18 protein-coding genes and 1 tRNA gene are annotated in these 20,152 nt (G+C 64.8%); 12 read left to right on the plus strand and 7 right to left on the minus strand.

All coding sequences use genetic code 11. From position 1 onward, the window contains the following. Positions 1–154: 154 nt before the first annotated feature. On the plus strand, positions 155–2,677 hold the full coding sequence (locus HZB49_RS20085) for a methyl-accepting chemotaxis protein (protein ID WP_291614558.1): 2,523 nt from the start codon (positions 155–157) through the stop codon (positions 2,675–2,677). A 66-nt stretch (positions 2,678–2,743) separates the two neighbouring features. Here HZB49_RS20085 and HZB49_RS20090 read toward each other — a convergent pair whose 3' ends face one another. Beyond that, positions 2,744–4,105, minus strand: coding sequence for an adenylosuccinate lyase family protein (locus tag HZB49_RS20090; RefSeq protein WP_291614560.1), 1,362 nt, complete (start codon positions 4,103–4,105; stop codon positions 2,744–2,746). A 715-nt stretch (positions 4,106–4,820) separates the two neighbouring features. On the opposite strand from HZB49_RS20090, the gene HZB49_RS20095 reads away from it, so the two are divergent. Then, positions 4,821–6,143, plus strand: coding sequence for an autotransporter outer membrane beta-barrel domain-containing protein (locus HZB49_RS20095; protein WP_291614562.1), 1,323 nt, complete (start codon positions 4,821–4,823; stop codon positions 6,141–6,143). Positions 6,144–6,244: 101 nt separating this feature from the next. Next, a complete protein-coding gene (locus tag HZB49_RS20100; RefSeq protein WP_291614564.1) occupies positions 6,245–7,423 on the plus strand; it encodes a cupin domain-containing protein in 1,179 nt (392 codons plus the stop codon). Between the two features lies 1 nt (position 7,424). Here HZB49_RS20100 and HZB49_RS20105 read toward each other — a convergent pair whose 3' ends face one another. Then, on the minus strand, positions 7,425–8,672 hold the full coding sequence (locus HZB49_RS20105; RefSeq protein ID WP_291614606.1) for a rhodanese-like domain-containing protein: 1,248 nt from the start codon (positions 8,670–8,672) through the stop codon (positions 7,425–7,427). A 210-nt stretch (positions 8,673–8,882) separates the two neighbouring features. Here HZB49_RS20105 and HZB49_RS20110 point away from each other — a divergent pair, with 210 nt between their 5' ends. Both HZB49_RS20110 and HZB49_RS20115 read left to right on the plus strand, forming a co-directional pair. Beyond that, on the plus strand, positions 8,883–9,311 hold the full coding sequence (locus HZB49_RS20110; RefSeq protein ID WP_291614565.1) for a DUF3574 domain-containing protein: 429 nt from the start codon (positions 8,883–8,885) through the stop codon (positions 9,309–9,311). 116 nt (positions 9,312–9,427) lie between these two features. After that, positions 9,428–10,441: an NAD(P)-dependent alcohol dehydrogenase gene (locus HZB49_RS20115; protein WP_291614567.1), complete on the plus strand. Its 1,014-nt coding sequence runs from the start codon at positions 9,428–9,430 to the stop codon at positions 10,439–10,441. Positions 10,442–10,458: 17 nt separating this feature from the next. Here HZB49_RS20115 and HZB49_RS20120 read toward each other — a convergent pair whose 3' ends face one another. Both HZB49_RS20120 and HZB49_RS20125 read right to left on the minus strand, forming a co-directional pair. Next, positions 10,459–12,192 (minus strand): thiamine pyrophosphate-binding protein, encoded by a 1,734-nt coding sequence (locus HZB49_RS20120; RefSeq protein ID WP_291614569.1) that lies wholly within the window; start codon positions 12,190–12,192, stop codon positions 10,459–10,461. 8 nt (positions 12,193–12,200) lie between these two features. Continuing rightward, positions 12,201–13,820, minus strand: coding sequence for an FAD-binding dehydrogenase (locus HZB49_RS20125; protein WP_291614571.1), 1,620 nt, complete (start codon positions 13,818–13,820; stop codon positions 12,201–12,203). A gap of 280 nt (positions 13,821–14,100) precedes the next feature. Here HZB49_RS20125 and HZB49_RS20130 point away from each other — a divergent pair, with 280 nt between their 5' ends. Together HZB49_RS20130 and HZB49_RS20135 are read left to right on the plus strand one after the other, a co-directional pair. Beyond that, entirely contained in the window at positions 14,101–14,583 is a 483-nt protein-coding gene (locus tag HZB49_RS20130) for a hypothetical protein (protein WP_291614573.1), read from the plus strand. Between the two features lie 86 nt (positions 14,584–14,669). After that, positions 14,670–15,089 (plus strand): CBS domain-containing protein, encoded by a 420-nt coding sequence (locus HZB49_RS20135; RefSeq protein ID WP_291614575.1) that lies wholly within the window; start codon positions 14,670–14,672, stop codon positions 15,087–15,089. A 25-nt stretch (positions 15,090–15,114) separates the two neighbouring features. Here HZB49_RS20135 and HZB49_RS20140 read toward each other — a convergent pair whose 3' ends face one another. Then, on the minus strand, positions 15,115–15,687 hold the full coding sequence (locus HZB49_RS20140) for a DUF2478 domain-containing protein (RefSeq protein WP_291614577.1): 573 nt from the start codon (positions 15,685–15,687) through the stop codon (positions 15,115–15,117). A 182-nt stretch (positions 15,688–15,869) separates the two neighbouring features. Here HZB49_RS20140 and HZB49_RS20145 point away from each other — a divergent pair, with 182 nt between their 5' ends. Further along, a complete protein-coding gene (locus HZB49_RS20145) occupies positions 15,870–16,181 on the plus strand; it encodes a type II toxin-antitoxin system HigB family toxin (RefSeq protein WP_291614579.1) in 312 nt (103 codons plus the stop codon). Further along, on the plus strand, positions 16,166–16,564 hold the full coding sequence (locus HZB49_RS20150) for an XRE family transcriptional regulator (protein ID WP_291614580.1): 399 nt from the start codon (positions 16,166–16,168) through the stop codon (positions 16,562–16,564). The genes HZB49_RS20145 and HZB49_RS20150 overlap by 16 nt, the downstream gene beginning before the upstream one ends. 30 nt (positions 16,565–16,594) lie before the next feature. Here the strand turns inward: HZB49_RS20150 and queD are convergent, their stop codons facing one another. Beyond that, positions 16,595–16,951, minus strand: coding sequence for a 6-carboxytetrahydropterin synthase QueD (gene queD / locus HZB49_RS20155; protein WP_291614582.1), 357 nt, complete (start codon positions 16,949–16,951; stop codon positions 16,595–16,597). 116 nt (positions 16,952–17,067) lie between these two features. Beyond that, a tRNA-Ser gene (locus HZB49_RS20160) sits at positions 17,068–17,165 on the minus strand. A 125-nt stretch (positions 17,166–17,290) separates the two neighbouring features. Between HZB49_RS20160 and HZB49_RS20165 the strand changes: the two genes are divergently transcribed. From HZB49_RS20165 to HZB49_RS20175, 3 genes are all read left to right on the plus strand, one after another. Continuing rightward, positions 17,291–18,592 carry an integrase family protein gene (locus HZB49_RS20165; RefSeq protein WP_291614584.1) on the plus strand — a complete coding sequence of 434 codons (1,302 nt, stop codon included), beginning with the start codon at positions 17,291–17,293 and terminating at the stop codon, positions 18,590–18,592. A 329-nt stretch (positions 18,593–18,921) separates the two neighbouring features. Next, positions 18,922–19,422: an RNA polymerase sigma factor gene (locus tag HZB49_RS20170; RefSeq protein WP_291614586.1), complete on the plus strand. Its 501-nt coding sequence runs from the start codon at positions 18,922–18,924 to the stop codon at positions 19,420–19,422. Beyond that, complete coding sequence (locus tag HZB49_RS20175) at positions 19,415–20,125, plus strand: hypothetical protein (protein ID WP_291614588.1); 711 nt, start codon at positions 19,415–19,417, stop codon at positions 20,123–20,125. The genes HZB49_RS20170 and HZB49_RS20175 overlap by 8 nt, the downstream gene beginning before the upstream one ends. Positions 20,126–20,152 lie beyond the last annotated feature (27 nt).

Consider the following 20,152-nt stretch of genomic DNA (forward strand, 5'->3'; position numbering starts at 1 on the left):
CTTTCGCGCGGAACTTATCGCCGTCAGACTGCCGAAACCGTGGTTAACGAGTCCTGAATCCGCTTGTCCGGAAATTCCTGACAGAACGGCCGGCGGGCTGCAGAATTCCGTTAGCCGCTTTAGCCGCGCCTTATGCCTGTCCAAGGGATACCTGATGAAGGACAAGCCGGGGGCAATCATCGTGCGCATTTCGATCGTCAAATGGATTCTGTTGTTTGCCGTCATCACCATCTTCGGCTTTGTCGCCGTCGTCGGCACCGGGCGGTGGGCGCTGGAGCAGCTGCGGGTTGGCGGGCCGCTCTATACCAAGATCAAGCTCGGCAACGATCTCATTGCCGACATCCTGCCGCCGCCGGAATACGTCATCGAGGCCTATCTGGAATCGACGCTCGCGATGCGCGATCCGTCGTCCCATGCCGGACGCCGCGCACGGCTCGCGGAACTGCACAAGGACTATGAGGATCGGCGCGATTATTGGCGCAAGTCGGAGCTGGACGCGGGGCTGAAGCAGAAACTCATCGAACGTTCCGACGCCGAGGTTCAGCGCTTCTGGAAGGCCTCGGAGCGCGATATGATCGACGCGCTTGCCAGGGGCGATAGGAAGGAAGCCGAGAAGGCCTACGCCGAGCTGAGCACCGCCTATGCCGCGCACCGCGCCATCATTGACGAGATCGTCAAGCAGGCCAACGACGCCAATACCGCGCTGGAAAGCGATGCGTCGAGCCGCGTCGACTGGTTCAACACGCTGCTGTGGAGCATTTCCGGCCTGGTATGCGCCACCGTGGTGCTTGGCCTTCTCGGGATCATTTTCGGGATCATTCGGCCGCTCAGCGCCATGACCGGCGCGATGCGCAATCTCGCCGACGGCGATCTGACCACCGGTATTCCTTCCCTGAACCGCCGAGACGAGATCGGCTCGATGGCTGCCGCCGTCGAGGTATTCCGGGACAACAGCGTGCGCGCAGCGGAAAGCGACCGACGCATGGAGGAGCTTCGCGCCGGCGCCGAACAGGAACAACGTCAGGTGCTGATCGACATGTGCAGGATTCTCGAGGCCGATCTCGACAGCGCGGTAGCCGAAGTGCTGGCGATCAGCAACGATGCTTCGCAACGCGGCGAAGCAGCCGCCAGGGACGCTCAGACCATCGCTTCGGAAGCTTGCGCCGTGGCGGCCTCCTCGGAGCAGGCCACCAGCAACGTCACCTCGGTATCGGCCGCGACCGAGCAGCTTTCCGCCGCGGGCCGCGAGATCGCGCAGCGGGCGGTGGAAACCGCACAATTCGCCAACCGCGCAGCGGAGGAAGTCGAGCAGGCCAGTACAACGGTTGCGGCGCTGAACGAAGCGGCCACGCGGATCGAAACCGTGACCCATCTGATCTCCGAGGTTGCCGCACAGACCAATCTGCTTGCGCTCAATGCCACGATCGAGGCGGCCCGCGCGGGCGAGGCCGGCCGGGGCTTTGCCGTCGTCGCCCACGAAGTGAAGGCGTTGTCGAAAAAGACAAGCGAGGCCGCCGAGGACATCGCGCACCGGATCCAGGACATCTGCCGGGTTTCGCGCGAGAGCATCGACGTGATCGGCAAGGTCGGCGTGGCCGTGTCCGGCATCAAGGAGGTGACCGGAGCGGTCGCCGCCGCTGCGGAACAACAGGAAGCGACCTTGCTCGACGTGGCGCGCAGCCTGACCGAGGCTTCTCAGGGAGTGGCCCTGGTCTCGGAAAACGTGACGCGGATCTCCGGCCGTTCTGCCGAGATCGAGACCCAGTCCCGGCTGGTGTCGCAACTCGTCACCGGCACCAATGGCCGGGTCGCCGAGTTGCGGGCCAACATGGTGGTGTCGCTGCGCTCGTCCGACGCGGGCGACCGAAGGTCGCAGGAGAACCGCCGCCCCGTGTCGGTCCCGGCGCGGATGCGCTGCGGTGCGAGCCGGATCGAAGGCACGATACTCGACCTTTCGGAAGGAGGCCTGCGCTTCCGGTCGACTGGTTCCGCGGCGGCAGCATGCGAAGGGCAGCCGGTCGTTTTCGAGACCGAACAATTCGGCGAGGTCGCCGGAACCATCATCTCGATCGGGCAGTCGAGCATCCATGTCCAGTTCGACGAGCTGTCCGAGGACCGCAACGCGGCGATCGCGCGCTTCCTGCGATCGGTGGACGAGGCCGACCGCAGTTTCGTGGCCGCGGCTCGCGAGGCCGCCCAGAAGATCGGCGCCGCCTTCGAGGCCGAGATTGCCAGGGGCACGATCCCGGAAGCGCGGTTGTTCGACTTCGACTACCGGCCAATCGCCGGCTCCAACCCGCAGCAGTTCGACGCGCCGTTCACCGAATTGTGCGACCGGCTGCTGCCGGCGATCCAGGAGCCCGCGCTTGCCCTCGATCCGCGGGTGGTGTTCTGCGCAGCCGTCGACCGGAATGCCTATCTGCCGACGCATAACCGGCAATTCTCGCAAACCCCGCGCAGGGACGATCCGGTCTGGAATGCCGCGAACTGTCGCAATCGCCGCTTCTTCAAGGACAGCGCCGGCTTGCGCGCCGCCCGCACCAGCCGCGAATTCGCGCTGCAGACCTATGACCGGGACATGGGGGGCGGCAACGTGGTGACGCTCAAGGAAATCGATGTCCCCATCCACATCAAGGGAAAGCATTGGGGCGGGCTGCGACTGGCATTCAAGGCGTGATCGCAAGTGCGGTGATCCTCCCGGCGCGGCGCCCCGGCGCAGGATGGGTGAGCGGAAAAGCCGCCTTCACCGCTTCGCGCTCGCAAGCACGCGATCGACCATTTCGGGCGCGAGCCCGAGATAGTTTTCCGGCGACGTGAGGCGATCGATGGTCGCGCGGTCGATCCGCGCGGCAACGCGCAGATCGGCGGAGAGCGCATCGGCCAAGGTCATGCCCCTGTCATTGGCGAGGCGGCAGGCGTCGTAGACGACGTCATGCGCCTCCTGCCGGCCGATCGCGGGCGCAAGCCCCATCATCACCGCTTCCGCCACGATGAGGCCGCGGCTGATGCCGAGATTGGCGGCCATCCTGTCGGTGTCCACGACCAGGCCGCCGAGGGCGAACTTCGCCTGATGCAGCGCGCCCGCCGTGAGCACGAAGCTCTCCGGGATCGCCATCCATTCGGCATGCCAGGGGCCGGTGGCGCGCTCGAAATCCTGCACCATCGCATCGAGCATCAGCCCGGCATGCTGGCGCACGCCCTTGGCGGCGGCCAGCATCAGCTCGGAGGAAATCGGGTTGCGCTTCTGCGGCATGGTGGAGGACGCGCCGCGTCCTTTCACGAACGGCTCGTAGACCTCGGCGAATTCGGTCGAGGCCATCAGCATGATGTCGAGCGCGATCTTGCCGAGCGAACCGGTGACAAGCGCAAGGAAATTGACGGCTTCCGCAAGGCCGTCGCGCGCGACATGCCAGGTGGCGGCGGGCACGCCGAGGCCAAGCTCCTCGCACAGCGCGCGTTGCACCTCGAACCCCTTGTCGCCGAGCGAAGCGAGCGTGCCGGCCGCGCCCGCGAACTGGCCGACCAGCACGCGCGGCTTCAATTGTTGGAGGCGCCCGGCATGGCGGTCGAACATCGCGAGCCAGATCGCGGTCTTGTAGCCGAAGGTGACGGGCAGTGCCTGCTGCAGATGAGTGCGCCCGGCCATCGGCGTGTCGCGGTAACGCTTCGAGAGCCCGACGAGGATGTCGCGCAGCACCGCGATGTCGGCTTCGATCAGCTGCAGCGCGGCGCGGATCTGCAGCACCACGGCGGTGTCCATGATGTCCTGCGTGGTGGCGCCCCAATGCACGTAGCGCCCGGCCTCGCCGCATTGCTTCACCATCTGGTGCACCAGCGGCAGGATGGGGTAGCCGACCACGTCGGTCTCCCGGCGCAGCAGGTCGAAATCGAACGCGGAAACATCGGTGCGCCGCGCAATCTCTTCGGCGGCCTCTGCCGGAATCACGCCGCAGCGCGCCTCGGCCTTCGCGAGCGCGATCTCGACCTCGGCATATCGGGAGACGAGCGCGAGATCGGAAAACACCTCACGCATCGCCGGCGTGCCGAAGGCGTCGCGGAACAGGATGGAATCGAGGACGGTGGTCGAAGCCGGATAAGCGGGCATGGGATTTCCCCGGGAGGTGTCATGACTGCCTGCATGATGCACCGGCGCACGATTTCGACGCCAGCCGGGACCCGCCTGATACGGCGCGCGAATATGCATTGCCGCGGCGCGTTTTCGCCCGGGTTGTGCCATCTCGTTGGCCCTCTCTCCGACTGAGGGCGCAGGGAAAGCCGGGTGCCGGCGGCACCCGCATCGCCGTGTGCGATCTGTAGCGAAAGAAAATGCACACGGGTTTGACAGGTACAGCCGAGACATCCCGGCTTTCCCCGCGCAATGGCTCTACGGCTTATGTCGCGCTCTCCCCGGGGAACGGCCTTTCTTGCCCCCGTTGCAGGCGGAAAGACTCCCCGCCAGCGTAGCGCCAGGGTCGCGGCGCCAGGACCACACGATTTCACCGTACGCTGCCGCGTTTCGTCTGGCAGGAATGATCCCGCCTGACGCCGCAGCGTCCATCGCAACCCGCGCCAACGTTCGTGACGACCGCGAAGCGTCCCCTCATGGTGGCGCGGGCTGGGAGAGGTTATGGACCTGATTTGGGTATTCTGAAAAGGAGAATATTTTTCATTCGAGGGCTTGACATCGATTCCGTAAAACGGAACCGGTGATTTGCCCGTCGTTCCGGATTTGCAACACCCGGGACTCGCGCCCGGCGCTCCTGATTTCGTCCGGTCAAGCCGCGCATCCCGGGCGTGCATGATTTCAGGGGCCGCAATCCGTGAATGGCGTGCACTGCAACGGAACGTTGCGAACGGGCAACACACACACCGAAATACCACTCTCCTCCGTCCCCGCCTCCCCTTACTTCCTTGATTTGCAACTCACGGGGGCAGTGAATCGACCTGCAATCAGTCGTCACGGAAGAATGACGACCCGCAACAGGCCATGCGAACCAGACGGGGGCAATCCAATGGGTATCGTGCAAAGCATTCTTCGCGGCGGAGCAGCCGCCTTGGTCGTCATTCTCGCAGCATCTGCGGCGTTCGCACAGGCGCCGGCGGTCGCGCCGTGCGGGCCGGCCGGCTCGGTCGGTCTCTCCTCGGCGACGGGCCTACTGGCGACGCTCAATACGGTCAACACGGCCTTTCTGACCCAGACCAATGCTTTTGTCGCCGGCCAGCCGAGCGCACCGGACCAGCCCGGCGGCGGAGTCTGGGGCCGCGCCATCACCGGAGAGGTCACCCTGAACGGCTCAGCCACGGTCACCTTCGTGACTCCGCCTTCGGCGCCCACGCCCTGCACCAGCCGGTTCGCCGAGCGGTATGTCGGCTTTCAAATCGGCGGCGACATTGCCAGGTTGAACGTGGACGGCACCGATTTCCACTTCGGAGTGACCGGCGGCTATATCAACGCGACCGGCCGCGAGATCAACGGCTTCGCCACCGGTGGATTCGACGTTCCCTTCGTCGGCGGCTACGCAGCTGTCATCCGCGGCGGCTTTTTTGCCGATGTAATGGTCCGCTACGATCAGTATCGCTTCACCGGCACGCAGAATCAGGTCGGCCTCTTCAGCAAGGTCGACGGACACGCCTACTCGGTGAGCGGGTCGGCCGGCTATCACTATTCCCTGGGCGGATGGTTCATTGAGCCGTCGGCCGCCGTCATCTGGTCCCGCTTCAGCATCGATCCGATCCCGTTCGCCGGCAATGCGATCTTCAACGTGCCTGCCGGCAACCTGTTCGTGAACGACATCGACACGCTGCTCGGGCGGGCTGGCGTCCGCGTCGGGTTCAACCAGCAATTCGCGAACATGAACTACCAACCCTTCATAGCGCTGAGCGTGTGGCACGAATTCGCCGACAATTCGCAGCTTCGGGCGGTCACGCTGGCGGGCCCGACGATCTTCAACCTCAGCGCCGATCGCGTCGGAACCTACGGCCAATACGGCGTGGGCATTTCCGGCAGCACGCTGGATTCGCAATGGGTCGGCTACGCTCGCGCCGACTACAGGAAGGGCGACAATATCGAGGCTTGGGGACTCAATGCCGGCCTGCGCTACCAGTTTCCGGTAGCAAAACCGGTGCTGGTGACCAAGGGCTGATCGCGTCTTTCGAAAATGAAAGGTCTCCGGTCTTCGGGCCGCGACGGGTCGCTGCTACACTTGGCCAGCCCCGCCGTTCGCCGATGCATCAGGAGACGCCCATGTCCGATCCGCACCGCCGCGAGTTCCTCACCGCCGCCGCCGGCATCGCCACGCTGGCGACGCTGAGCGGATCGCAGCAGGCGGTGGCGGGCGATCCTTCCTTCATGAACAACGTCCCAGATCCCGCGCTGGCAGAGAAGGAACTGCCGACTTTCAAGTTCGCGCTGGAGAAATCGCAAGGCAAGGTGATCGGCAACAGCTTCGGCAAGGAAGCGACCGTCACCCAGCTGCCGATCTCCAAGGGCATTGCCGGCGTCTCCATGAAGCTCGAGCCCGGCGCGATGCGCGAGCTGCACTGGCACGCCACCGCCGCGGAATGGGCGTTCGTGCTGGAGGGGCGCGTGCGCACCACGGTGATCGACCCGCAAGGAGCCTCGGAGACCAATGATTTCGACCCCGGCAACGTCTGGTATTTTCCGCGCGGCCACGGCCACATGCTGCAATGCCTGGGCGAGCGGCCCTGCCACTTCATCCTGATCTTCGACAACCGCTATTTCTCCGAGTTCGGCACCTTCTCGATCACCGACTGGATCGGGCACACGCCAAAGCCGCTGCTGGCCAAGAACTTCGGCCTGCCGGAATCCGTATTCGACTCCTTTCCGAAGGAGGAGGTGTATTTTGCCCGCGGCAAAATTCCTCCCGCTGAACCATCGACGCCCCTGCAGGGCTGGAAGCTGCCGCCCGAGACGCACAAATATCGCCTGCTGTCGCAGCAGCCGACCGCTACCTTCGACGGCGGCCGCGAATGGCGCGTCGACTCCAGCCGCTTCCCGATCTCCAGGACCGTGACCGGCGTGGTGCTCGACCTCGATCCCGGCGCGCTTCGCACGCTGCACTGGCATCCGAATGCGGACGAATGGCAATACGTCATCGACGGCCAGGTGAGCGTGACGCTGTTCGGCTCGCACGGCCGCTTCCGCACCGAGCAACTGGACAAGGGCGACGTCGGCTATATCCCGCAGGGCTACGGACACTCGATCGAGAACACCGGCAACACGCGCGCGCGGATCCTGATCGGCTTCAACAGCGGGATCTACGAAAGCATCGACCTCACGCAATGGATCGCGGGAAATCCCGCCGACGTGCTCGCCACCAACTTTGGCCAGACCGCGGAGCTGGTGCAGAAGTTTCCGCACCGCGACGTGTTCGTCGCGGGCAAGAGCGGGTCGGGGAAGTAGGTCAAATCACGAAGAAGCCATGCGTGCCGTCGCGGCGCAATTGCTCGACGAGGCCGAATTCCCAATCGAGATAGGCCTGCATCTTCTCTGCCGAGACGTCCGTGCCCTCGTAAGGCCTGCGATAGCGCTGCGCCGGATCGGGCTTCGGAACCATTGCGGGCGCGCCCGTCTCCAGCGAGCCGTCATAGCCGCCGTCGAGGACGTAGACCTCCCAACTCATCTGCGCGAGCCAGGATGCGGTCATGTCGGCGCGGATGCCCTTGTCGTCGGTCAGCACGATGCGCGCGCCGCGCACGGGTGCGGCCATGTCGATCTCCTGCACCAATTGCCCGCCGGCATAGTGGCGAAAACCCTTGAGGTGGCCGGCGGCATATTCCTCGGCGTCGCGGACGTCGAAGCGATACAGCGTGCGGCCGGCTTGCGCCTCGAGCGCGGCGAAATCCGGCGCGCCGAGGCGGCGGACACCGGCACGATAGGCGACGTCGCGGGCGTTGTTCGCTGCGCCGTCGAAGGTGCCGATCGCGCCGCGACGGTTGGCGCCGTGCTCGAGCGTGTGCCTGGCCAGCGTCCAGCCGATGGTGCCGTTGCGCAGCGCCACCACCTTGTTGGGCACGCCGGCATTGATCAGCGACTGCGTGCCGATGATCGAGCGGGTCCGGCCGGCGCAGTTCACCACGATCGTGGTGGCGGGATCTGGCGCGGCCTTCGCGGCGCGCAGCACGAGCTCGGCGCCGGGCACGCTGACCGAGCCCGGGATGTTCATGGTGGCGTATTCGTCGAAGCGGCGGACGTCGAGGATCGCGATGTCGGCGCCGGAAGAGATCAGCGCGGCGACATCTTCCGCGGGCAGCGAAGGTGTGTGACGGCGGGACTCCACCAGCTCGCCAAAGGCCTTGGCGTAGGAATTGACGTCCTGGAACAGCTCGTAGCCGGAAGCCGCCCAGGCTTTCAGCCCGCCCGCGAGCTCGCGGACGTTGACGTAGCCGAGCCTTGCCAGGCTTTCGCGCGCCGCGCTGACAAGGCCCTCGCCATTGTCGTACACGACGATCGGGACATCCTTGCGCGGCAGGCGCGCTTCCGCCTCCAGCGCGATGCGGCCGGCTGTCATGTTGGCGGCGAACAGCGGATGGCCGGTGGCGAACTCCGCCTCATGTCGGAGATCGAGCAGCGCGATCTCCTCGCGCAGCAGCAGGGCTGTCCTGACTCCAGCTGGCGTGATTTCACTTGGCGTTGCGGAAGGAAGGATCATCATGCGGCAATGGACGGACGCGGGTGCGCAGATGTAGCATTCGTCCCGGCCGTTGCAAGGCCACAGGGCCGGAACGCGAGACGTGGCAATCTCGCAACATAACGAAATCGCGACTTCCAATTGATCTGCGAAACCGGATTCAATGGCTGCAGAATGCCGGCGAGACGACGGGATGACCTCGAGGGAGGAACCGGTTCGATGATGGCAGGGATGGCCAGATCGTTTCGTCCGCTTCGCGCTGCCGTCGCCGGCCTGGTGCTCGCCGCGGCGCCGGCGGGCGCCACCACCGATTCCATTCCATGCGACGCGTCGCTGCAGGCCAGGCAAGTGGCGCAGTTGCTGTTCGGCCGCAATGTCGAGGACCGGATCCGGGTCAGCGAGGCCGACTGGAGCGATTTCGTCGCGCGCGAGGTTTCGCCGCGGTTTCCCGACGGCTTCACCGTCATCGATTCGACCGGACAATGGCGCGATGCGCGGCGCGGCAGCATTCTGCACGAGGCGAGCAAGCTGATCGAGATCGTGCTGCCCGGCGGCGGCGACGACAGAGTAAAGATCGATGCCATCGCCGAGGCCTACAAGCGAAGATTCGAGCAGCAATCGGTGGGGCTGATCATCGGCCCCGCATGCGTGCGATTCTAGGTGGACGCGGGCCGGAACGGCCTTCACCGCATGGTACCCACCATCAGAACCGTCTTTCCGTCCCGCATGCAAGCAAGTAGCGTGACGCCAATTCGCACGAGAAGGAGGAGACAGAATTGAAAGCCTTTGAGTTGCAGGGACCCGGTGGAATCGATGCGATGAACCTGGTCGAGAAGCCGGTCCCGGTGCCCGGCCCCGGCCAGGTGCTGGTGAAGCTGAAGGCTGCGACGATCAATTATCGCGACCTCTTGACCGTGAAGGGCGGCTACGGTTCGCGGCAGAAATTTCCGCTGGTACCTTTGTCCGACGGCGCGGGCACGGTGGCAAGCGCAGGCGCCGGTGTCGCAGGGTTCAAGCCGGGCGACCGCGTGACCGGCAGCTTCTTCGAGGGCTGGCTCGGCGGCGAGCCGAGCGAGGCGAAGATGCGCTCCAATCTCGGCGGCGCGCTCGACGGCGTGCTGTGCGAATATCGCGTCTGGCCCGCGGCGGCGCTGGTGCGCACGCCGGATCATCTCAGCGACGTCGAGGCGGCATCGCTGCCCTGCGCTGGCCTCACGGCATGGAGCGCGGTGGTGAAGCTAGGCAACATCCGGCCGGGGCAGACCGTGCTGACCCAGGGCACCGGCGGAGTTTCGATCTTTGCGCTGCAGTTTGCGAAGATGAGCGGCGCGCGGGTGATCGCGACGTCATCGAGCGAGGCCAAGATCGAAAAGCTCAGGCAACTCGGGGCCGACGTCACCATCAACTACAAGACCGCGCCGGAATGGGGCAAGCTGGTGCGGCAGGAGACCGGCCACGGCGTCGACCTCGTCGTGGAAGTCGGCGGCGTCGGCACGCTCAACGAGTCGATCCGCGCGACGAAGATCGGCGGCAGCATCGCCTTCATCGGCGTGCTCGCCGGTCGGCCCGACCAGGAGTCGCGCCTGCCGCTGATGGTGATGCAGCAGCAGCGGCTGCAGGGCGTGACGGTCGGTTCGGTGGAAGACCTGCAGGCCATGGCGGACGCGATTGCCGTCAACCGCATGAAGCCGGTGGTGGACAAGGTGTTTGCATTCACCGATGCCAAGGCGGCCTTCGCCCACATGGCGAGCGGCGCGCATTTCGGCAAGGTGGCAATCGCGATCGGATGAACGGCACCCGATCGCGTTCAGCCGACAACGTGGCGGACCGCCGCACGGGTCAGGAAGCGGAGCTTCTCGTTGAGCGGGAAGCGGCCGAAATTGGTCTTCACCGTTCCCAGCGTAAAGGCCGTGCGCTTTGAGTAGTCGATGCGCACGGCGACGATGACGGGCTGGCCGCGGCCCGCAATCGCGCGGGCTTGCGCGATGACGCCCGATATCGCGGCGTTGTCGTTCATCGGCAGGAAGGCCGCGCCGGTCGCCAGCGCCACGCCCTCGATGTTGAGTTTTCCAAGCTGCGTGCACGGCTTGCGTCCGTAGGGAATGGACTGCGCCTGGGCAATCTGGGCGAGTTCGCCGTCATTGAACACGTAATAGATCACGCCGAGACCGTTGCTGGCGGCGGTGAGGATCTCCATGCAGGTCATCATGAAGGCGCCGTCGCCGACGATCGCCTGCACGCTGCGGTCCGGAAAGGCGAGCTTGGCGCCGATTGCCGCGGGCACCGCATAGCCCATGCAGTTGAAATCGGTCGGCAGGATCACGCTTTTCGGCGCGTGGATCGGCATCAGCTCCGCGGTGAGGAAGGTGTGGTTGCCGTCGTCGACGGCGAGGATGCCGTCGTCCGGCGTCGCGCGGCGCAGTTCGTCGAAGAAGCGCGCAGGATTGACGATGCCGGCGGCATCGTGGCGGTACCAGCTCTCGCGATAGGCGGCCTTGTCGCGCGCGATCTGCTCGCGCAGGGCAGACGATGCCGGCCGCCGCGGCCCACGAGCCTCCAGCGCGGCCGACAGCTGCTTCAGCGCCGCTCCCGCATCGCCCGCGATGCCGACCCTGGCCGGATAGTTGGCGCCGATGGCGTTCGGATTGATGTCGATATGGATCAAATTCTCCGGCACAGCGGCGCCGTAACTGCCGGTGGCGATCTCGGCAAACCGCGTCCCGATCGCCAGGATGCAATCGCAATCCCTGAACGCGTTCTGCGCGGCCGGTACTGCCGACGCGCCGAAGCCGAAGCCTGCATGCAGCGGATGGTTGCCGGGAAATACCGACAGGCCCTGCAAGGTGGTGGCGACCGGCGCCTCCAGCCATTCCGCGATACGCACCAGCTCGGCTGTCGCATCCCGCGCGCCCCAGCCGGTGAAGATGCAGGGACGTTCGGCCGCCGCCAGCAATTCGGCGGCGCGGGCGATCTCGGTTGCCGCCTCGACGCGCGGCGCCGCCGGCGGCTGGAATGCCGGCAGTTCGCCGATCTCGTCGGTCAGCAAGAGGATATTGACCGGCAGCTCGACGTACACCGGGCCGGGCTCGCCGGAGACCGCGATCTCATAGGCCTTGAACAGCGTCGGCACGACGTCCTCGTGCCGCTCGACGCGAAACGTCGCCTTGGTCAGGCCGCCCATGAAGCGATGGGTGTCCATCTGGTGCAGCTGGTAGCGATGCGGCGTATCGGTGCGCGGGCCGCCCGACAGCACCAGCATCGGCACGCCGTCGAGAAAGGCTTCGCCGATTCCGCTTGCGGCATGGGTCAGGCCCGCGGCCGGCACCACGGTCAGCACGCCGATCGAATCCGACAGCCGGCCGATGGCGTCGGCCATGAACGAAGCGCCGCCCTCATGGGTGACCAGCACCTGGCTGATGCGGTTGGAATTATTCAGGGCATCGTACAGCTCGGTCGTGTGCACGCCGGGAATGCCGAAGGTGAAACGCGCGCCGATCTGCTCCAGCGCGTAGACCGTCAGCCAGGCTCCGGTTCTCTTCATGTGTATCCTCACCCGCCCAGAGTTCTGCCGTCGATGGATGCCGCGGCGATGCGGCCCGAGAGAATGCAGCCGCCGAGGAAGGTCCCTTCCAGGGCGCGCAGCCCGTGAACGCCGCCGCCACCGAAGCCGGCCGCCTCGCCCACCGCATACAGCCCCTCGATCGGCCGGCCGGCCGCGTCGAGAACCCTGCTCTGCAAGTCAGTCATTATACCGCCGAGGCTCTTGCGGCTAATGATGAATTCGCGGACCGCGATCAGCGGCAGCGCCCTGGCGTCGTCGATCGGCTGGAACTTGCACAGCCGGATGCGGTCGCCGCGATAGGCGCGCAGCGCGGCGATGCGGCGCAGCTGCTCGTCGTTCCTCAGGCTCGGCCCGCGCGCGATGGTGGCATCATATTGCGCCACGGCGTCCGCGACCCGATCGAGCTGCACCGCCTGGTCGCCCTGCAGCGCATTCATCTTCTCGACCAGTTCGGGCAGCGTCGGCGCCGTGACGAAATCCCGGCAATGGGTGAGCATCTCGTTCACCAGCCAGCGGTTGCCGAACAGGATGTCGCGCAAAAACCCCAGCCGGTTCTTCTCGCGGATCGACGGGTTGTGCTCGGCGCCGGAGACCGCGAGCTCCTTCAGCGCGATCTTCATGTTCATCAGCTGCCAGGAATATTGCCGCTGCTGGCCGCAAATATCGGTGACCAGCCGCCGCGTGTCGAAGCCGGAGACCAGCGGCTGCGGCCCGATGCGCTCGCCGCGCCAGTTCAGCCACAGCGCCGAGCGCGGCGGCACCAGCGACAGGCCGTGGTTCGGCTTGCGCGGACGCGGATGATGCACGCCGGCCGCATAATTCCACATCTTGTCCAGGTGCGTAGTAACGCCGCCGGCAGCCGTGACGGCATCGTGAAGGCGTCCGTCGGCGAAGCGGTGTGAGCCGTTGAGAAGCTCGGCGGGAGGATGGCCCCAGTCGCGATGCCAGTTCCGCCGCACGCGGCCGAGATCGCCGTTGATGCCGCCGGCCGCCACCACGACCTGTTCGGCGCGGGCCTCGAACGGCGTCCCGCTCTCCTCGTCGACACCCGCCGCACCCTCGATGCGGCCGCCTTGCGTCAACAGTCGCTCGACGCGGCGATTGAAGCGGATGGTGAGCCGGCCGGCATTGCGGTGTCCGCGCAGCGCCGCGATCAGGGCGTCGGCCAGCCCCTTGCCGGTTCCCCAGGCCACGTGAAAGCGCGGCACCGAATTGCCCGGCGTGAATTCGCCGCGCTCGACCCAGTTGACCACGGGTAGGAAGCTGACGCCGAAGCCGCGCACCCAGCGATAGACCTCGTCGGTGCAGCGCTGCACATAGGCCTCGGCCCAGGCCTTCGGCCAGCGATCGTCCGCGCCGAATTCTGCGAAGCTCGTCCAGTCGCGCAGCGCAAGCGAGGCGGAATCGCGGATGCCTTGCCGGCGCTGTTCCGGCGAGTCGACGAAAAACATTCCGCCAAAGCTCTCGCGGGCAAGGCCGCCGAACGATTCTTCGCGGTCGCGATCAAGCAGCAGCACCGACTTATGGCCGTCGAGCAGATCGAGCGCGGTGGCAATGCCGGCGATTCCCCCGCCGATGATCAGTACGTCGCTGCGGTCTTGCTGCATCGGCCCCTTCCCCAAACTCCGGGCCCGTTACCACGGTCCGCGCATTCCGGGTTTGGTGCAGATCAAGGATTGCCGCAGGCAACAAAGGCTGTCCGGACGAACCGAGCATTGCCGCATGCGTTGTCCGAACCCGCCCTTCTGCGGCGAATCGTCCTCCAAGACGGCTCCCATTGCCATGGGACAACGATTTCTGATATTGCAACTCATTTGCATTTGCATCAAATCAAGGAGCGGAGCTCCCCCCGCACGCCGGCAGCAGGTGACCAAGAGGATGACCAACATGAGATTTTCTTTCGCCAATACCCTCGCGCTCGTGGCGATGCTGGCGATGGCGCCCGCCGTCGAGACGCGCGCGGCCGGCAACCTCGCCGGCCAGGAGCCGATCGTCGTGACGGTCGAACTCGGCAAGGGCAGCGAGCACGCCTTCGTGCCCAACAAGCTGCGCTTCGAGACCGGCAAGCTCTACAAGCTCGTGCTCAGCAACCAGAGCCAGGCGCCGCATTATTTCACCTCGCACGGCTTCAGCCAGATGATCTATACGCGCAAGGTGCAGGTGACGCAGACGCGCGACGGCAAGCCAGTGACGCTCGCCGAATTCAAGGGCGCGATCCGCGAGATCGAGGTGTATCCCGGGCACAGCGCCGAATGGTGGTTCGTGCCGGTGGCCGCCGGCCGCGTCACCGACCTGCGCTGCGGCATCACGGGCTCGGACGGCAAGAGCCATGCCGATCACGGCATGACCGGCGAGATCGTCATCGAGTAGAGGCTGCCGCTAGAGTCGCGTGCAGCCACCTCCGGTCCACGGTATAGTGCAGCCAGCGGGGGCTGAGCTGCAACGGAGGTTCCTCCATGAAAGTCAGGGACGTGATGCACAAGGGAGTCGATTGGGTCAGCCCCGAGACTCCGATCACCGAGATCGCAAGACTGATGCAGGCGCATGACATCGGCTGCATTCCGATCGGCGAGGACGATCACCTGATCGGCATGGTGACTGACCGCGACATCGTCTGCAAAGGCCTCGCGCGCAAGGATTTCAACGCCGCGCGGACGACGGCGCGGGATGTGATGACCGAAGGCATCCACTGCTGCCGGGAAGACGACGATCTGGCGAAAGCGATACACCACATGGAGACGCTGAAGATCCGCAGGCTGCCCGTGATCAACAAGAGCAAGCGGATGGTCGGCATGATCAGCCTTGGCGATGTCGGCCGGTTCGCCACCGCCGAACTCGCAGCCCAGTACGTCAAGAGCGTCTCGGCGCATCACTGAGGCGGCGCCGGCACCGCGCAACCGGTTAGTCGCCGACGGCAGGCGGCTCGCGCAGGCTGGCGAGCCACTGTCCGACCCCGTTGACGTCGTCGGACAACTCGACGGCGAAGTCGCCGGCAAACTTGCGCCAGGCCTCGAGGTTGCTTTTCGGCACGCCGATCACCGACGGAATGCCGCGGTCCACCGCGTTCGCCATCAGGTCGACCAGTCCGCCGCCGCTGCATTCTGCCTTGCCGAACTTGTTGAGCACCAGCAGGTCCGCCCCGCCCTCCAGATTGCCTTCGATCCGGGCGGTGGCTTCCGCAAGCGCCCCTTCATCGAGGCGGCAGCCGCCCGCGCCCGGCCCGCGGTCCTCGAAGATCGAGGTGCGGTAGCCCGTCGTCAGGTCTTCCAGCACGACGTCGCAGCGCCGGTCCGGCGCGGTGCAGACCTGATGCTGCAGCACGCCGGCGAGCGCCATGCCGCGATCCCGACAAAGCCGCACGAGTGCGTCGAAGGCGGGGCCGGGATAGGCATTGTCCGGATAGACGATCGCCGCGACCCGCCACACCTGTGGCGACGGTCGCTCGTCGTTCGGGACAAGTTGCGTGACGGACATCGGCGGCACCTCAATTGCGAAATAGCTTAGCTTGAAGCAGGTAGCGAGGCGGCACTTTGCGGAAACGCAAATTGTAGGGGGCAGGGTAGAACGATCGATCCCTGAAAACCCATGACTCCGGCCTGGACATTTGGCAACCAGAACGCGTTGTCACCGAAATGGTGACATGATATAATTTCAGCATGCAGGTGATCGCCCGCCGGACGCTGAAGGAATTTTGGGCGCGTTACCCACATGCTGAGGGCCCAATCCGCGCATGGGTGACGGTTGCATCAAAAGCGCGCTGGACAAGTCCGGCCGAAATAAAGCGGCAGTTTGGAAGCACGGTCGACTTTGTAGGCGACAATCGGATCATCTTCGATCTCGGCGGCAACAAATACCGGCTGGTCGTCCATGTGTCGTTTTCCTTCGGCCGCCTGCTCGTTAAGTTCATCGGAACTCACGCTGAGTATGATCGTATCGACCCGGAGACCGTGTCATGGCGAAAAAAATGATCCGCCCGCTTCGCTCGGAGGCGGACTACGATGCAGCGCTGAACGAGATCGAGCGGTACTTCGAGAACGAACCGAAACCCGACACACCGGAGGCCGACCGCTTCGATCTTCTCGCATTGATCATCGAGGACTACGAGCGCAAGCGCTGGCCGATCGAACCGCCCGATACGATCGATGCCATCCGTTACCGGATGGAGACGGGCGGATTTTCGCAGGCCGATCTCGGCCGACTGCTTGGTTCGCGCCAGCGCGCCTCCGACATCCTGACGAGGAAGCGTCCCCTCACCATGAGGATGGCCTGGCGGCTGCACCGCGAGTGGGAAATACCGGCGGAAGCATTGATCGCACCGCCGCGGTCGCGCGGAAGAAGGTCGGCGGCGTAGTAGTACTGCGGTGTGCGCCACGCACGCGCTTCACCGCCCGTCGAATTCGGCCCAGCAGTCCGCGGTCTCGTAGACCCGCACGGCGGAGATTTGCCGCAGGCCCGGCTTCAGGCGTTCCCAAATCCAGACCGCGATGTTTTCCGCGGTCGGATTGCCCAGTCCCTCGACCTCGTTGAGACAGCGGTGATCCAGCGCATCCATGATGCCGGCAAAGGACTCTTCGAGATCGAAGAAGTCGACGACGAATCCAGTATGGGCGTCGACGGGACCTTCCAGCTGAACCTCGACGCGGTAGGAATGACCGTGCAGCCGGCTGCAGCGGTGCGTTGCCGGCACGCCCGGAAGAAAGTGTGCCGCCTCGAACTTGAACGCCTGCGATATCTTCATCTGGTCCCTGAGATGTCTTTCGTTTTGCGCATGATCCTTTCCGAAAACCGGTTTCCACCCTTCGGGATCATGCGCGAGCGACCAGATGCAATGCTGTTCTGACCGGCGTCGTAAAATGGCGCGCCCGGAACGATTCGAACGTCCGACCCTCAGATTCGTAGTCTGAATTCGAAGCTTTTCTGCGGCGCGTCGGGACACGTTGCCATACTCCCGCCCCTTCGACAAGCTACTGATTGATCATAAGATTTCGCGCCATGGCGTGCGCTAGCGTAGAGCCACCACGATAACTCCTGTCGTGGACTTCCCCAGACTAAACCCAGACTAAAATGGTGGACGGTCATGGCTGATCAACGCGAGATTCTCACCGACAAAAGCATTGCGCGTCTGTCTGCGGGGAAAAAACAGTACAAGGTGCGCGATGGCGAATTGCTGGGATTCTTCGTTCTCGTCGGCAAGCGCCGCAAGACCTTCATGGCTCAAGGTGAGTTCTGGCGTGACGGTGTTCGTGAATTCACAGCCCAAGTAAAGCTCGGCGACTTCGGCGAAATGACCACGCGCCAAGCCAGAGGCAAAGCTAAGGAAGCGCTTGGAGCGATAGCCAAAGGACAACGTCCAGGTGAAACTCCCAAAATCAAGCCAGGGTCAATCACGCTTCGCCAGGCTTGGGAGCGCTACCGGGATGCACACATGAAACGTAAGGGTCGAAGCTCTGGCACGATTGAAAACTATCGAGATCACATGGAGCGGCTGTTCAAGGATTGGCTCGACGATCCGCTGGCCCGGCTTGGCCGACAGCCGAACCTTGTCGTTGAACACCACGACAAGATAACAAAAGAAAACGGCCCCTACATTGCCAATGGCGCCATGCGCAGTCTGCGGGCCGTCTACAACCACGCCAGGAAAAGCAATACGGATCTGCCTGCCACGAACCCGGTTTCCGCCATTGACTGGAATAAGGAGCATCGACGCAACAGTGGGATGGGGCCGAACGACATCGGTGGCTGGCTGAAGGAGCTTTACGCAATGGAGAACCCGCTAAGGCGGGAATTTCACCTTTTGATACTCTTCAGTGGGTCACGACCAACTGCGCTTAAGAAGGTTCGCATTGAGCACATCGATCTACGTGCGAGGCTGATCCACATCCCGCAGCCCAAAGGTGGAGAGGACAAGGCATTCGACATCCCGCTATCGCGGCCGATGATCCGGTGCGTCGTCCGCGCAATCAGGTGGGGGCAGATCATGTATTCCGAGCAGGCAAAATCGTGGCTGTTTCCAGCCGACAGCGAAATCGGACATCTCGTGGAGCACAAGGAAGTGCGTGACGTCCTTTCCAAGTGGGGTAACGAACTGCGGCAGAGTTATCGCACGCTCGCGCAAGCCGCGGGTATTTCGGAGCTTGACATTCATCTGCTGATGAACCATTCGCTGCCCGGCGTGAATGCGGGGTACATCACGCGCGACCGTTTACTACGAGACCACCTGCGCCAACAGCAGCAGCGAATATCAGAACTGGTCGTTCAAAGCCTCGAAGCAACGCGATATCCTTCTTTAGTCCGGTGGCTCAAAAGCACGAAGGTCGAGGAGACTGTCGATCAGGCTGAACCGGGGCTTGAACCCGATACCATGTCGATTGCTGCATAGACTCCAAGCGTAAACGTTGGATCCCGATAGCCAAACGTAGCCATCAAGCATTGGCCGCGACGATCCACGCTTTCTGATCCGCTAGGCCGGTCGAATCTTAGCATGGGGCTGCCGCAGTGCCCGCATAGTCGCTTAAGCCCCTTTCGTGTCTCGCCCGGTCGTCCGATCGGCGAAAGGGGCAGCGCAATCGGGCGGTTGCCGTTTCAAGATGGGGGTCAACAGGAGCCTCGGTCTCAAGCCGGCCATCGCGCAGTCGCGTCCCAGCCCGTTGCATAATTGCGCTGGCGGTCCGATAGTCGGTGCTGATCCAACCGAGGCGACGAAGCGACGTGGTCCGCGATCCTCATGCCGGCCTGCCGGCGTTGCTGCCGCGACTTTTTGCATTTGCGCGGACGATGCTCGGCGATGCCGACACCGCCCGCGATCTGGTGCAGGAGGCCGCGGCCCGGGCGCTGGCCGCCAGGCGCGTGCCGGACGATGAGCCCGCCTATCACGCCTGGATGTTCCGCATCGTCCGCAACGCCGCCCTCGACGAATTGCGCCGCCTGCGGCAGCCGCCCATCGAGGACCATGCCCAGATCGATCTCTGGCGCTACGACGATATGCGCATTGCCAAGATCACCGTCGAGCAAGGTCTCGCCGTCCTTGCGCCGACGCATCGGGAAATAATCGCCTTGATCGATATGGCCGGTTTCAGCTACGGCGAGGCCGCCGACCTGCTACAGGTTCCCGTCGGCACGGTCATGAGCCGTATCGCCCGGGCGCGTGGCGCGCTCCTTGCGGCGATCGAGGCGAGCCGCGTCCAGCCACTGAAGTCGCACCATGGATAACAGTCCGAACCCAGACGACCTCTTGACGCTCAATGCCCTCGTCGATGGCGAGCTGGCGCCGGCCGAGCGCGCCGAGATCGCCTCACGTCTGGCGGTCGATCGCGATCTGGCGCGCGCCTATGCGGCGCTGGCACGGCTCAAGGCGACTGTCGCAAACACAGCCGACGACGTGCCGACACTGCGGCTTCCCAAGACCCGGCGGCCGGTGGCTTGGCGGCTAACTGCCGCCGCAGCCTGCGTCGCCGCTGTCATCGGCGGGCTTGTGGCCGTGCACGGCCTGCTGTCCAGCGCCAGCCCGGACGCCGTGACCGCCGAGGGGCCGATGGCCATCACGCTGGCGTCGCTGCCGGCCGGAACGAACATCCCGAGGCTCGATACGGCAGGGTTGAAGCTCATCGGCCTGGCGATCGACCCCGGCAAGGTCCCGGTGATCACGGCGAGCTATCGCGGCCCGCACGGATGCCGTCTCGACCTGCGGGCCTGGCCGGCGGGGGCCGAGGCGCCCGCGGTCACCGGAACCAGCCGACGCAATTGGGCGGTCGGCGACCTCGTCTACGAGCTGGTGGCGCATGGCATGCCGCAATGGCGTTTCGCCATCATCGCGGGGGCCGCCGAGCAGCAGACCCGGCTCGGCTCCGACCCCGAGCGGGTCGAGCGGCGCCTGCGCGAAGCCAATATTGGAGCGCCCCCCTGCGTCGGGTAGTCTGTCGAGCCGGCAGAGGTTGGAATA

The organism is Bradyrhizobium sp. (assembly GCF_016219575.1).
GTDB lineage: Bacteria > Pseudomonadota > Alphaproteobacteria > Rhizobiales > Xanthobacteraceae > Bradyrhizobium.